Below are 14680 nucleotides of genomic sequence, written 5' to 3'. Positions count from 1 at the left end.
ATTATAGGTGATAATGAGAATCGCTATCAGTAGGAAGGTGGAACATGATGGAACTCATGATGATCAGCGGTGTACTGGCCCTCCTTAGTGGCGGCACGGTATTCCTCGCACAACAGATGCGCACTCGGCCGACGCGGTAAGGAAGGGGGAACCCTTCTTTTTTTGTGGGCTTGTTTGCGTGTCGTGAACACATTGAGCGCGGAGGAAACGGCTACATTCCCATCATTCATCCACAATTGTTTGATATGATAAATAAAAAACGTTGCAGAGGTGACTGGAATGTACACAATCTATTTAGTCGATGATGAAATCAATTTAAATAAGATGCTCGTCACGTATTTAGAGCAAGAAGGGTATCAGGTCCGTTCGTTCACCGACGGGACCTCGGCCCAGGCCGCAATCAAAGACGAACCAGACTTATGGGTGCTCGATATCATGCTCCCGGACCTCGATGGGTTCCAATTACTGAAACAAATCAAAGCGAAAAACGCGTTCACGCCGACGATTTTCATTTCGGCGCGAGATGAGGATATCGATAAAATTATCGGACTCGAGATGGGATCGGACGATTACATCGCGAAACCGTTCTTGCCACGGGAACTGGTCATCCGCGTCAAAAAATTGATCGACCGTGTCTACGGTTCGAAATCGAATGAGCATATCGAATATGGGGAATATACGATTTATCCTGAGAAACGTCTCATCAAGCATGAACAAGATGAGATCGATTTGACATCAAAAGAATTCGACTTGCTGCTGCTCTTCCTCGAACATCCGGGCTCTGCCTTATCACGCGAACAGATTTTAGAAGGGGTATGGGGCCATGACTATTTCGGCTCGGACCGCGTCGTCGATGACTTGGTACGCCGTCTCCGGAAGAAACTGCATCGCCTTGAGCTCGAAACACTCTATGGCGTCGGTTACCGACTCGTTAAGCCATGAAGCTCGATCGTCTCCAGCCGAAACGGCTCATGTGGAAGATTTGGGTATTGATCCTTCTGATCATCGTGACGCTCGCCTTGATGATTTTGTTGACGATTCGTTCCTCGATCACGCAGTTTATCGATGAACAAGTGTACGAGACGTTGCAAGATGTGGATTATTACCTGGGGAATACGAATGAGTTAGAAAACATTCCGCAAAATCCGATTGAGTATGACCGTCGCCAACAAGAATCCCGATCGGTCAACCAGCTCATCTTTTTGCCGAATGGACGCATCATTTATGGTTCGGCCCCGCTTGAATTGACGAACCGGATGTATCAAGAGGCGCTCACGCAGACGAGCGAGGTCGCCAAATACCAGACGACGATTGATGGAGAGGACGTCTACTATATCATCCGGCAGAACGAGTATGATGGGGCTCTAATTTACCAAGCTTCCTATGCCTGGGACGCTTACCGGCGTGAACTTGTCTCGACGCTCTACTGGCGCATCTCGATTTTAATCGGCGTCATCAGCCTGTTGTCGTTAATCCCGGCTTTATGGATGTCGCGAGAGTTGACGAAACCGATCGTCGAGATGGAGCGGGCGGTCGAGAAAATCTCGAACCGACAATGGGAGACGGTGCTCCCGCTCGCTCGTCAAGATGAGCTCGGGCAGTTGGCCCGCTCGATTGACGCGATGCGGCAAGAGTTGCAAGAGCAAGACGTGGCCCAACAGGCGCTGCTCCAAAACATCTCGCACGACTTGAAGACACCAATCATGGTCATCCGCGGCTACGCCCAATCCATCGGGGACGGGATTTATCCGACCGGGGATTTGAAAGGGTCGGCCGAAGTCATCGATGAAGAGGCGTCCCGACTCGAGAAGAAAGTCGTCGATTTGTTATATGTCACGAAGCTCGAATACTTTAAAGGCCAGGAGATGCGGCTTGAACCGATCAATCTCGACAAGTTGATGGAACTGCTCGTCAGCCGATTCAAACTGCGCGGCAACTTGGACTGGTCGGTGACAGGACATGCCGGCGAGATGCTCGGGGACGGAGAACAAATCCGTGTCGCCTTCGAGAACGTGCTCGATAATGCCTTGCGCTATGCCGAGTCGACGATTCGAATCGAACTGACACGCTCCGAGGCGGGTGTCGACATCACCATTGAGAATGATGGTCCCCCGGTCGACGCGAACCTCGACTTGTTCCATCAGTTTTCGCGAGGGAAACAAGGGAAGTTCGGTCTCGGCCTGTTCATCGTTCAACGAATCGTGACACTCCACGAGGGGACGGTCGACTTGGGAAATACAAAAGACGGAGTACGTGTACATTTTCAATTTCCCCAATCGAAATCGTTACAGAATAAGAAATTAGATCACTGAAATTAAAAAACCAGCCGATAATCGGTTGGTTTTTTTAGTGGGAAATATATGAACGTGATTTGTTTAAGTCTTCATTTCTTGGTATGAATGACATGTAAGTCACTATATCCATGATGGAGGCAAATCAGATGACTCAGTTGACGAATGAAACAAGAGCTTTGATTCCAGTTTTCAATGAGTATGGGGAGGCGGAGACGCTCGTCTATCAATCCGACGGTGTATCGCGAATGAAGGGATCGCCCCTGTATTTACTCGAATCGGCCTGTCTGTATTACGGTTCAAGCATTCAAGGACGGATCGAGGCGGCCCGTAACGTACTCGGCCCGCACCGGAAGACACCTGTCATCATGGATTGGCATGCAGATGCGATCTTTTTCCCGACGATTGCAAAAGAGAGTCCGGACTGTGCCTGGATCAATTTTTCTCAAGTCCTCGATGCTAAGAAGAGTGGTAAAGGAAGTCGGATTATCTTTCATTCGGGTGAATCGGTCGAGGTCCCGGTCTCAAATCATACCGTCTATAAGCAAAAGCAACGGTCCATCGAGTTATCGTATTCGTTTCAAAAACGCTTTCACTGAAGCACATTCAACTGTGTTTAAAGATTGAAATGAATGGTGAACCCCTCTATGATAAAGAAGAATAGTTCATATGTGTATTTGCACATTATCTGAAAGTGAGGGGTCAACATGTTTTTTCAAAAAATGATTGAACGAGGAAAACTGGTCATCGTGTTTTTGCTCGTCGCAGTCGTCGTCGGAGTGCTCACGTTCTTCCAACTTCCGAAGCGTGAAATTCCAGAGACGAGTGTCAATATCATCTTGATTCAAACGCCATATCCGGGCGCGACCGCAGAGACGGTCGAGCGGAACGTTACGAATATTTTGGAGACTGAATTGAGAGGACTCGATGGTATCGAGAATGTGTCATCATTATCCGCATCCGAGTTCTCGAATATCACCGTCGAGTATGAAGACGGCTTCGATCGAAGTGAGCTACAGTCGAATGTACGCCAAGCGATCTCAGACGCTGCGCCTCGCTTGCCAGAAAATGCGCTGGCTCCGACCGTCAATGACTCGATCGGGCAGTTGCCGGTCGCTTCTTACTTGTTGACGGCAGATGATCGCCAGACACTCCAGACAGTGCGTGAAGATATCGAGCGGTTGGAGGAACGTCTGTTGCGGACAGACGGAGTTACCGGTGTGACGATCAAAGGACTACCGGAAACGGAATTCGTCGTCTCGCTCGACTCGGCGGAACTCGGGGAGCGTCAACTTGCTTTTCCGGACGTCTTGACGGCAATCAATGAAGAATATAAGACGACCCCGCTCGGTCGCCAGTCGACTGAAGATGGGATTTACCAATTGGCAATCGATAGTTTGACGAACGTCAATGACATGGGCCAAGTCGTCGTCGGCTCAGTGGATGGGACGCCTGTCCTCCTTGAAGACGTCGGCACGGTCGAAGAGACGGAGAAAGCGGTCACGGACCTCGTTTCACTCGACGGACAACCTGCCGTTTCCTTGACGGTCACGATTGAATCGGGTCAAGATATTCCGACTCTTCAAGAACGCGTCGACGAAGTCGTTGCGGATGAAGTCGGGAACGTGAATGGTGTTGAACTTGTTCCATATTACGAGCAGGCCAAAGCGGTCGATGATATTTTCTCATCCCTCACTCGTGAATTCATCATTGCCATGATTGCGGTCATCGTCGTCACGACGATTGGGCTCACGTTCTCAGGCTCGCTGATTGTCAGCTTAGCGATTCCATTGTCGTTCTTGCTCGCGTTGATTCCACTTCGTTTCACCGGAGTCGACTTGAACCAAATCTCAATCATCGGGGCTATCATTGCGCTCGGGATTCTCGTCGATGACGCCATCGTCGTCAATGACAACATCCTGCGCCGTTACCGAAAAGGAGACACGGCGATGGGCGGTGCCGTACGCGGGACGAAAGAAGTGTGGGGCTCGATCGTCACATCGACGCTCGCCGTCGTCTTCGCCTTCTTGCCATTGACACTCCTCTCGGGAGCGAACGGGAACTTTATCCGTGCCTTGCCGACCGTCTTGGCCTTGTCGGTGCTCGCTTCGATGCTCATCAGTTTGACGCTCGTGCCGATCGCCCAGTACTGGTTGAATCGGAAGCAAGTAAAAGTATCGAAACGCGAGCCGGGTTGGTTAGGTGGGCCACTGAACCGGCTCAGTAATTTCTATGCAGATACGTTATTACCCAAAGTCGCGAAACGTCCATGGACGTTCGGTCTCGTCGGTTTCGTCATCACGACCGCATTGTACGGCTTGATCTTGTTGACGCCGTTCGAATTCTTCCCGGCTGCGAACCGGCCAGAAGTCGTGACGAGTGTCACCTTGCCGGTCCAAACCGACCTTGAGGAGACGGAACAGAGACTTCGAGCGATTGAGGAAGAGTTCCAAAGTATTGATGGTGTCGTCGAGACATCTGTCTTTGCGGGTGGCGGCCTACCGAGCCTCTTCACGGAAGGGCTCGATCAGACCGGTGAAAACACGGGTCAAATCGTCGTTCGTGTCGACAACGAGACGATTGATGCGATTCAATTGATCGACGAATATACGACACAAATCCGGGAAAACAACCCGGATGCTGAAATCTTCTTGGATACGCAGCAACAAGGGCCGCCGACTTCGGCACCAGTCGAGTTTACGATGCGCGGTGAAACGATCGAGCAACTCGTCACGGCCCGGGATACCGTGAAAGCGGACCTTGAAGCCATCGACGGTGCACTCGTGCTCGACAACATTAAAGAGCCGTTCCAGACGCTCACGTATGAACTTGATCGTGACGCGATGGCGGCCGCTGGTGTGACCGCGAAATCAATCAGTGACCAGATTCGCCTCGTCACGGACGGCATCCCGATCGGCACGTTTGATGACGGAGTCGAACAACGCGATGTGAAAATCGTCGTCGATGCGGAAGCGAACCGTGAGGCGCTCGCCTTAGACGATATCCTCGTCCCAGTTCAGACGGAGGCAGGTCCTCCGGTCGCACCGCTCAGTACGTTCGTCACTGAGACGACGACAGAACAGATTCAACAGATTCCGCGTGAGAACGGGGAACGGATCGTGACGCTCCAAATTTATGCGAGCGAAGGCATGGACGAAGAGGCGTTCAAACAAGACGTCGACCGCGTGCTTGCTGACGCCGAGGCGTCATTGACCGATGAAGGAATCGCGTTCGACCAATCCGGCGCGAGCGACACACAAAACGAGTTCTTCCTTGAACTTGCTACGTTGTTCGTCGTCGTCTTGTTCTTGATCTTCTTGATCATCGCGTTCCAGTTCAATTCACTGTCACTTCCGCTCCTCGTCTTGTTCACGATTTACTTGGCGATTGCCGGTGCTGTGGTCGGACTGTTCGTCACCCAGACACCATTTAGTTTCATGGCCTCGATGGGGATCGTCTCACTAGCCGGGATCGTCGTTCGGAACGCAGTCGTCTTGTTCGAGTTCATCGAGCAAGGAATTCGCGACGGCATGGCCGTCACGACCGCCGTCTATGAGGCGGGACGCGCCCGGATTCGTCCGATTCTGTTGACGGCGTTGACCGCTGTCGTGGCACTCTTGCCGGTCGCACTTGGAGAAGACCCACTGTTCCGACCGCTTGCTATCGGAATCGTGTCAGGAATTCTCTTCTCGACCGTATTGACGCTCGTGCTCGTTCCAGCTTACTACTTGATTTTGGCGAAACGTCGCCATCGAGATAAGCCGTTCACGGAGTAATGTGGCAAACAGAGGGTGGTCCGAACCGGGCCATCCTCTGTTTTGTGAACGAACGTTCACGACAACTCATGTTTCCCCCAGATGTTGTATGGGTATAATAAGAAAAGGTACTTCAGTATATTGGAGGGAATAGACATGAATGATTCGTACACATGGATCAATCGGCGCAAGATGCGCCCTGCTTATAGCGCGACAGGGGGTCGCTCGTGGACGAGTGAACGGATAGTCCGACCCGATGCGGCTCGTGGGCGCACCGTGCGTGGCGTCAAACGTGTCCGTCGCCCGTACACCGATGAACACGGTGTTCGTCGTTATACGACGGGACGTGTCGTCATTACCGATGCGGCTCGTCAGGCGCGTGCGCACGGTCACGGCGAGTCGGCGGTTCAACTCGAGCTGTCGGTGCCGACACCGTATGAACGGGTGAAAGAGATGATTCCGACGAAAAAAGTGCTCGTACCGGTCATGGCCGGGATTGCTGTCGCCGGAGGACTTGCGGGTGCGATTTACGCGCTTCGTAAGAAAAAACAAAACAAAAACAAGCACAAATAAAAAAATCGCCCGCGGGCGATTTTTTTATTTGAGGCGATCCGCGAGAATCCGTTCGAGCTGTTGCTCGCCGAGTTCACGCATCTCTGCTTCGTTCTCTTGGTCATACGACTCGTCTGTGAAACGGCCGACGAATTCGACTTTCCCGTTCCCGAGTTCACGGAACACGAGGTTTTTGCGATCGTTATAGAAGACGACGCGGTACTCTCGTCCATTCTCATGTGGATAGTTGAACACGCCTTTAATATGGTCCATGTTCTTTTCTTCGGGTTGGTCTTCTTCCTCTTCATCCTCTGCGAGGGCGTCGGCGAGGACTGCCGTCGGTTCAACTTCTTCCGTTTCTTCTTCAGAGGAAACGGCCTCTTTTTTTTCTTCTTCTGTCATGAAAAACGACCTCCTTTACTTACTTTCTTATCATACCCGCTTTTCGAAAGGCTGACTACTCAAAATGGTGGGAGCAGACGCGGACGACGTTCGAGGATGACATGATCAAACGATGGAACAGTTGTTGCTTGACCGATTCGGGGGCATCGACTGTTTTGAGCGCTTGCTCCATGCAGCCGAGCCAGTGGCCGGCGTGCGTTTCCGAGATCGGGTGGTCGCGATGGATCATCGCCAAGTTGCCGCCACCGCGACGTTCCGTATACAGTTTCGGTCCCCCGAGCAGTTGTGTTAAAAACTCAAACTGATGCGCTTTGACCCGGTCTTTGTCGTCCGGGAACAACGGCAATAAGATCGGATCGGCGTAGACGAGGTCGTAAAAAGCGTCCACGAGTTGCTGAACGCCACGTTCGCCTCCAAATTGTTCATATGCACTCATCTTCTTTCCCCCTCATACGTTCAGTCTAATCGATTTTTGCGGAAAAGGGGACTGAAGCGGGCTGGTCTATTTTCTTCCTGGGCTGTTGAAGGATTTCCCTCTACAAACGAGGTCGAATGGGTCATAATAAAGAAAAAAGGGAAGGGGTGTTCGCCTAAATGACGGTCACTTTTCATGTCGGGCGTTCCGGGAGCGGAAAAAGCGAATGGATGACGAAACATGTCATCGAAGAGCTGAAGCGTGACCCGAGCGGACCGACCATCTATATGCTCGTCCCAGACCAAATGTCGTTTGAGATGGAACGGAAGATGGCGATGACGGACGGCTTGAACGGGTCGACCCGGATTCAAGTCTTATCAATGCGTCGACTCGCCTTTTTGATGATGCGCGACCGGGGCGTCGCGACCGAACAGTTTTTAGATCAGACAGGGACGCACTTGCTGTTGCGCCGCGTCGTCGAGATGAACGAGGAACGATTGACGTTGTTCCGCCGGACGATGAACCAGTTCGGCTTTTACGAGGAACTGAACCAGTTGATCACGCTCCTCAAGCGCGGCCTCGTCGATCCCGAGCAGTTGCTCCGCTTAAGCGAGCAAGACCAACATCGGTCACTCAAACTCCAAGATTTGTCGATTCTTTACGAGGGTTTCTTGACGATGACGGAAGGGAAATCGCTCCACGCGGAAGACTATTTCAACGTGTTGCTACAACTGTTGCCGGACATCGATTTGACCGGGACGCAGTTTTATGTCGATGGGTTCAATGAATTTTCGGAACAGGAGCTAGCCGTGCTCGTCGCTTTAGCGGAGAAGGCGCCGCTCGACGTGCTGTTGACGATTGACCCGGATTCGCTCTATCGGCCTCATCCGTCGTTCGGACCGACGCAACGGACACTCATGCGTTTCAAAGAGCTGTTGGCTGAGCGCGGTCTCTCGTCAAACGACCACCCTCATACAGGATCTCCGCGCTTCCAACATCCGAGCCTGGCCTATCTCGAGGCGACGTTCGGGCAAGTGACGGCAGCCCCATACACGCGTCCTGATTCGAATGTGGTGTTGAGCGCGGCCGTCGACCGGTCGGTAGAAGTCGAGGCGGCCGTCCGTGAGGTCGTTCGGCTCGTCCGCGAGGAAGGATTCCGCTATCGCGATATCGCTTTCGTGTCACGCTCGCTTGAGGAGTACGGCGACTTGGCGACACAAGCGCTCCAAAAAATGCGGTTGCCGTTCTTCCTCGATGAGCGTCAACCGATGCTCGATCATCCCGTCGTCGAATTATTGAAGGCGACGATTGAGGTCGCGATTCGCGGCTACCGGGAAGAACCGGTGTTTCGGGCGCTCAAAACCGAACTGATTTTGCTCGATGCGGAGCATCGACGCACGTCGGTCGACCGGCTCGAGGCGTTCGTCATCGAGCGCGGGATCAAACATTATCACTGGCACGAGGATTGGTATTTGCGACGCCGAGCCGAAGAAGAGGCACGGCTGACCGGGGAAGAACTGGACTTGGAGACGGCACTCAATCGTTACCGCCAAACCGTCGTTGACACGTTCGACCCGCTGTTGGCCGATTTAAAAGCGGCGAAGACGATGCAAGCTTACACGCACGCCATCTATGCCTTTTTAGAACGGATTGATGTGGCGTCTTGTCTCGCCTATTGGCGCGAGGAGGCGCTCGAGGAATCGAGATTGCTCGAAGCGAGAGAACATACCCAAGTGTGGGATGCCGTGTTGCACTTGCTCGAACAGTTGGAAGCGGCGGCGCCAGATGAGACGCTCTCGACCGAACTGTTCCTGCAGATGATGGATACCGGGCTCGACAGTTTGCGTTACGCGCTCGTCCCGCCATCTCTGGACCAATTGACGGTCACTGATTACGTCCGGGGCCGCTTGATTGATAAAAAGGTCGTCTTCTTACTCGGGGCAAACGAAGATCAAATCCCGCTCGTAGCGACCCAGTCGAAACTGTTGACCGACCAGGACCTTGATTTCATGCATGACAACGGCGTTCGGGCCGGGAAAGCGACCGAGCATTTATTTGATGACGAGACGTACTATTTATACAAGGCGCTCACGGCACCGAGCCATCGTGTGTTCGTCAGCTATGCCCTCGTCGACCGGGCTGGCAAGGCGATTCAACCGGCGAGTTTTATCGCTGACCTGAAAGCCCGCCTCAGTGGCGGGAAAGTCGTGACGACCCATTTCGCGGAAGCCGGGGAACATCGCCCGAGCGACCAGCTGTCTTTTATCACGAACGTGAATCAGACGGCAGCGGTGACAGCGCTCGAACTGCAACGACTCAGCCGGCATTATCCGATTCAAGATACGTGGTTCACGGTGTACAACGAACTGTTGAAACATCCGGAAGGCCGCGAACGGATTCGCTTATTGACGAGTGCACTCTTCTATCAAAACGTGCCACAACCGTTGCCGGAAGATGTCGCCAAGTCACTTTATACAAACTCGATTCGAGCGAGCGTCTCGCGGCTCGAGACGTTCCAGGCTTGTCCGTTCCGTCACTTTGCGAGCTATGGGCTCCGTTTAAAAGAACGTCGCCTGTATCGGTTAGAAGCGCCGGATATCGGAAACTTGTACCATCGCACGATTGAGCATATGTCCCAGACCGTGAAAATGGACGGGAAAGAATGGCGGGATGTGAGCCGCGACGAGTGTTCGTCACTCGCCGAGGCGGCCGTCGAACTCGTCACGCCGGAAATTCAAAATGCGATTTTGATGAGTTCGAACCGGTATGGCTATTTGAAGAAGAAATTGACCGATGTCGTCAGCAAGACGGCGGAAGTATTGATCGAGCAATCGAAACGGGACGGATTCGACCCCGTCGCTTTCGAACTCGCCTTCGGTAGCGGCAATTTCCCGCCCGTGTCGTTCACGCTCAGTAACGGGGCGACGTGTGAACTTGTCGGTCGCATCGACCGCGTCGACACGGCCTCGGTCCATGATCAGCTTTACGTCCGGATTGTCGACTATAAGTCGAGCAAACGAGAAATCGACTTCGCCGAAATCTATTACGGGCTCGCCATGCAGATGCTCATCTACTTGAAAGTGCTGATCGAGCAGGCGAACGCGTGGACGCAAGAGAATGTCGCCCCAGCAGCGGCGCTTTATTTCCACGTCCACCGGCCGCTCGTCGCACCGGGCGAGACGGACACGGACACCGAGCGGAAGGTGCTCGAGTCGTATCAGATGCAAGGGTTGCTCGTCGACGATCCGGCCATTTTAGAGGCGATGGACCGGACGGCGAAACTCGATCAGAAAAAATCAATCGTCATCCCGGTCAAGTACAAGAAAGACGGGACGATCGATGCGAATACGACGAAAAAAGTCGTCTCCCCGCCGCAGCTCGAGCAATTGATGGACCATGCCCTTAATTTGGCGGAGGCGAGCGCCGAGGCGATGTATGACGGTGAAATCGGAGTCGAGCCATATGAATATAAAGAACGACGGCCCTGCCAGACGTGCCCGTTCCAAAGTGTCTGTCACTTTGATGAGGCGCTGTCTAATGAGCCACGGCAATTGAAGAAATTAGAAAAAGATGACGTCTTGTCAAGATTAGGAGGTGACGTCGATGAAGTGGACGAATGACCAACAAGCGGCCATCGATGCCAGAGGATCGCACGTGCTCGTCTCGGCGGCAGCCGGTTCCGGCAAGACGGCCGTCCTCGTGGAACGGCTCGCGAGCCGTCTCTTGGATGAGACGGACGAATTGACGGCGGACCGCATGCTCGTGGTCACATTCACGAATGCGGCGGCGGCCGAGATGAAACGTCGAATCGCCAAAGCACTCGACGGGGCACTCCGTGATGATCCCGAGAACGCATATATTCGAAAACAGCGCCAAATGCTCAACCGGGCACTCATCACGACGATTCACTCGTTCTGTCTCGAAGTGATTCGGGAGAATTATTATTTGCTCGACCTCGACCCGGCGTTCAAAATCGCCGAGGAACGGGACTTGGTGCTTTTGCAGGACGATGTGCTCGAAGATGTGCTCGAGGAGGCGTACGGTCAACAAGACCAAGCTTTCTTCGCTTTGATTGACGCTTATACGTCGGACCGGGGCGACAGTGAGATCGAGGAATTGATTCTCGGCCTCTATCACTATGCACGGACGCTACCAGACCCGGAAGCGTACTTGGACGAACTTGTGTCGTTGTATCAGTTCGATGGGGATCCTGACGAGGAACAACTGTTGATTGAATTCGGGCGCCTGCTTTGGGTAGACATCGAAAAAGCATTGCGTCAGCTCCGTCGCGTCGCCATCGAACTTCGCCTCGCCGGTTATGAGGCGCAATCTGAGAACGTGCAACAGGCGATTTTACCATTTGCGAATCTCGATCCGGACTCGTTCAAGTGGAGCGAGCTCGAGACGGCTTCCCGCGCCGTCAAGTTCGGGACGATGAAATCCGTTCAAAAGAAAGAAGAACATCACGTCTATCACACGGTATTGAAGCCGGCGTACGATCAGGCGAAAAAGAAGTTAAGTGAAGCCATCGCCCAAGCGAGCACGAGTGGGGCCGATTATTTGGACGTGTTGATGACACAACGTCCGCTCGTCGAGACGCTCGTTAAGACCGTTCGGACGTTCGGTGCCGCCTATGAACAGGCGAAGCGGGACCGTGCTTTTGTCGACTTCAGCGACCTCGAGCATTATGCGCTCGCCATTTTACGAGACGAGGGAGGACCATCTTCGGTCGCTTCGCTTTACAAGCAACGTTTCGCCGAAGTATTGATCGATGAGTATCAGGACACGAACGAGATTCAAGAGACGATCATCGGGCTTGTCAGCAATGAAGTCGAGCATGTCGGAAATCTGTTCATGGTCGGCGATATCAAGCAGTCGATTTACCGGTTCCGCCATGCCGAACCACGCTTGTTCATCGAGAAGGCGACGCGCTTCAAACAGCATGGGTCGGGACAACGGATCGACTTGTCCCAAAACTTCAGAAGCCGAGCCGAAGTACTCCACGGCATTAACGACTTGTTCGTCCGGTTGATGGACGAGGAAGTGAGCGAAATCGAATACGATGAGGCGGCACGTCTCGTCCCGGGGCGTGACTATGAGGCGCTCGAGGCGAGTCCTGAACTCATTCTCGTCAACGGGGAGAGCCGCGACTTGTCGAAACAAGAACTCGAAGGCCGGGCCATCGCGACCCGGATTTTAGAGCTCGTCTCGGGCGAGGAACCGTTCAAAGTGACCGATGAAGCGACAGGTTTGCTCCGGTCGTGTGAATATCGTGACATCGTCATCTTGGTCCGTTCAAAGAAAGAGCGGGTCGAACAGTTGATGGATATTTTGACACAATACAACATTCCGGCCTACACCGATTCGGACGGGGGATACTTCCAAGCGACGGAGATTCGGATGATGCTCGCGGTGTTGAAACTGATCGACAACCCGCTCCAAGACATCCCGCTTGCCGGGGCGCTTCGCTCGCCGATGTTCGGGTTCAGCGACCAAGAGTTGGCGAAAATCCGCCTTGAGTCGGAAGAGTCGTTTTTTGAGGCACTCAAAGCGAAAGCAGATGATGAGGACGATCTCGGTCTGAAGTGTGGCGATGTTCTTGACGCGTTATCAGCGTGGCGCACGTTCGCTCGCAACCACAGCTTGTCAGAATTGATTCAACAAGTGTTCAACGACACAGGATTTTATGATTTTGCCGGCGGACTGCCGGGCGGGAAAGGGCGCCAAGAAAACTTGAAGGCGCTCTATGACCGGGCGTTGTCGTATGAGCGGAGTGGTTACCGCGGCTTGTATCGTTTCCTCCGTGTGATGGATCGGCTTCAGGATAACGGTGAGGACTTGTCCGAGGCGCGCTCACTCGGTGAAGAAGAAAACGTCGTCCGGATCATGACTGTCCATAAGTCGAAAGGACTCGAGTTTCCGGTCACAATCGTCGCTCAGCTAGGGAAGCAGTTCAACAAGCGCGATCAAATGCAGCGCGTCATCTTCCATAAACGTTACGGAATCTCCCTCGACGCGATTGACGTCGTCACGCGCACGAAAACGGAGACGTTCGTCAAAGAGATGATTCGCCGCGATCTCGATGCGACGATGAAAGCCGAAGAGATGCGCGTCTTGTATGTCGCGCTCACGCGCGCGAAAGAAAAACTGATTTTGGTCGGGACGGTCAAAGAGCCTGGAAAACAGATCGGGCAATGGTTGCACGTCGAGCAAACCGGGACGACTTTATCGGCCGATGCGCGTCGTGAGGCGAAGACGTATCTCGATTGGGTCGCTCCGGCGCTCTTAAAACTCGAAGGGGCGGCCCCATTTTTAGAAGAGCAAGGGTTGCCGATCGTCGCACCCCAATCGGAAGCGACCCCGTGGACGTACCGTATCATCGGCGAAGAGGACTTGGCGGAAGTCGCCACGCTCCAAGAGATGATGGCGCAGCTCCATCACGTCAAACAGTTCGAAGCGATCGACTTTCCGGTCAAAGACGAGGCGATCGTTACAGATTTTGTCCGCCGGGCGTTCACTTATGAATATCCGGCCCAAGCCGCGACCGAGACGGCTGCCAAGCAAACGGTCACGGAGCTGAAACGCGCGCTCCAACTCGAGCAGGCGGCGTTTGAAGAGACGTACCGGGCGAGTGACACCCCGTACCGAGAGCCGAAGTGGAAACAATCGAAACAGACGGGAGCCGAGCGGGGTACGACGTTACACCTTGTCTTTCAATTGATTGACCCGTCGGAACCACTCGCCTTACAAATCGATCGCTGGGAAGCTGATGGCATGCTCAGCCCGGTCGAGGCCGAGACGGCAAGGCTTGCCATCCCTGAAATCGAGGCGTTCTTTGCTTCAGACACGGGGCGCGCGTTAACGGCAGCGCTTCAAACCGGGACAGGCTGGCGCGAGTTGCCGTTTACGTACACGGTTCCGGCCGAACGGGTCAATCCGAGCGGGACGTTCACTGACGAACATGTGCTGATTCAAGGGATTATCGATTGTCTGTTCCATGACGGCGAGACATACGTGCTTCTCGACTATAAATCGGATTCTGTGCTCTTTTCGAGCGAATCCCGTGACGCGGCGAAACAAATGTTGCGCGACCGCTATCATGTCCAATTATCGCTCTATCGCGAGGCCATCGAGACGATTTGGGGGATCACGGTCGGACAGATGCTCATTTATTCGCTCGAATTACAGGAAATTGTTGTATTATAATGTAGACGTTGTGAAGAAAAAGGGGTACGGTTATACACCGTACACCCTTATTTTTTGTG

9 protein-coding genes are annotated in these 14680 nt (G+C 53.3%); 7 read left to right on the top strand and 2 right to left on the bottom strand.

Annotated elements, in window-relative coordinates:
• The first annotated feature begins 279 nt into the window (after positions 1-279).
• From KNP79_RS08615 to KNP79_RS08595, 5 genes are all read left to right on the top strand, one after another.
• Positions 280-942, top strand: coding sequence for a response regulator transcription factor (locus KNP79_RS08615; RefSeq protein ID WP_034776554.1), 663 nt, complete (start codon positions 280-282; stop codon positions 940-942).
• On the top strand, positions 939-2312 hold the full coding sequence (locus KNP79_RS08610; protein ID WP_034776555.1) for a sensor histidine kinase: 1374 nt from the start codon (positions 939-941) through the stop codon (positions 2310-2312). The genes KNP79_RS08615 and KNP79_RS08610 overlap by 4 nt, the downstream gene beginning before the upstream one ends.
• 128 nt (positions 2313-2440) lie before the next feature.
• The gene (locus KNP79_RS08605) at positions 2441-2890 is read left to right on the top strand and encodes a competence protein ComK (RefSeq protein ID WP_034776556.1); all 450 of its coding nucleotides are present in this window, start codon (positions 2441-2443) and stop codon (positions 2888-2890) included.
• Between the two features lie 108 nt (positions 2891-2998).
• Positions 2999-6067, top strand: a complete 3069-nt coding sequence (locus KNP79_RS08600; RefSeq protein WP_215192008.1) for an efflux RND transporter permease subunit — start codon at positions 2999-3001, stop codon at positions 6065-6067.
• Positions 6068-6202: 135 nt separating this feature from the next.
• The gene (locus KNP79_RS08595) at positions 6203-6619 is read left to right on the top strand and encodes a hypothetical protein (RefSeq protein ID WP_034776560.1); all 417 of its coding nucleotides are present in this window, start codon (positions 6203-6205) and stop codon (positions 6617-6619) included.
• A gap of 24 nt (positions 6620-6643) precedes the next feature.
• Here the strand turns inward: KNP79_RS08595 and KNP79_RS08590 are convergent, their stop codons facing one another.
• Together KNP79_RS08590 and KNP79_RS08585 are read right to left on the bottom strand one after the other, a co-directional pair.
• Entirely contained in the window at positions 6644-7000 is a 357-nt protein-coding gene (locus KNP79_RS08590) for a hypothetical protein (RefSeq protein WP_034776562.1), read from the bottom strand.
• 55 nt (positions 7001-7055) lie between these two features.
• The gene (locus KNP79_RS08585) at positions 7056-7436 is read right to left on the bottom strand and encodes a truncated hemoglobin (RefSeq protein WP_138859867.1); all 381 of its coding nucleotides are present in this window, start codon (positions 7434-7436) and stop codon (positions 7056-7058) included.
• A gap of 158 nt (positions 7437-7594) precedes the next feature.
• Between KNP79_RS08585 and addB the strand changes: the two genes are divergently transcribed.
• Together addB and addA are read left to right on the top strand one after the other, a co-directional pair.
• On the top strand, positions 7595-11035 hold the full coding sequence (addB, locus tag KNP79_RS08580; RefSeq protein WP_214797181.1) for a helicase-exonuclease AddAB subunit AddB: 3441 nt from the start codon (positions 7595-7597) through the stop codon (positions 11033-11035).
• A complete protein-coding gene (gene addA / locus KNP79_RS08575) occupies positions 11019-14621 on the top strand; it encodes a helicase-exonuclease AddAB subunit AddA (RefSeq protein WP_215192006.1) in 3603 nt (1200 codons plus the stop codon). The genes addB and addA overlap by 17 nt, the downstream gene beginning before the upstream one ends.
• Positions 14622-14680 lie beyond the last annotated feature (59 nt).

Origin of the sequence: Exiguobacterium sp. s7 (assembly GCF_018618195.1) — a bacterium.
Taxonomy (GTDB): Bacteria; Bacillota; Bacilli; order Exiguobacteriales; family Exiguobacteriaceae; genus Exiguobacterium; species Exiguobacterium mexicanum_A.
This window is presented reverse-complemented; position numbering and strand designations above follow the sequence as displayed.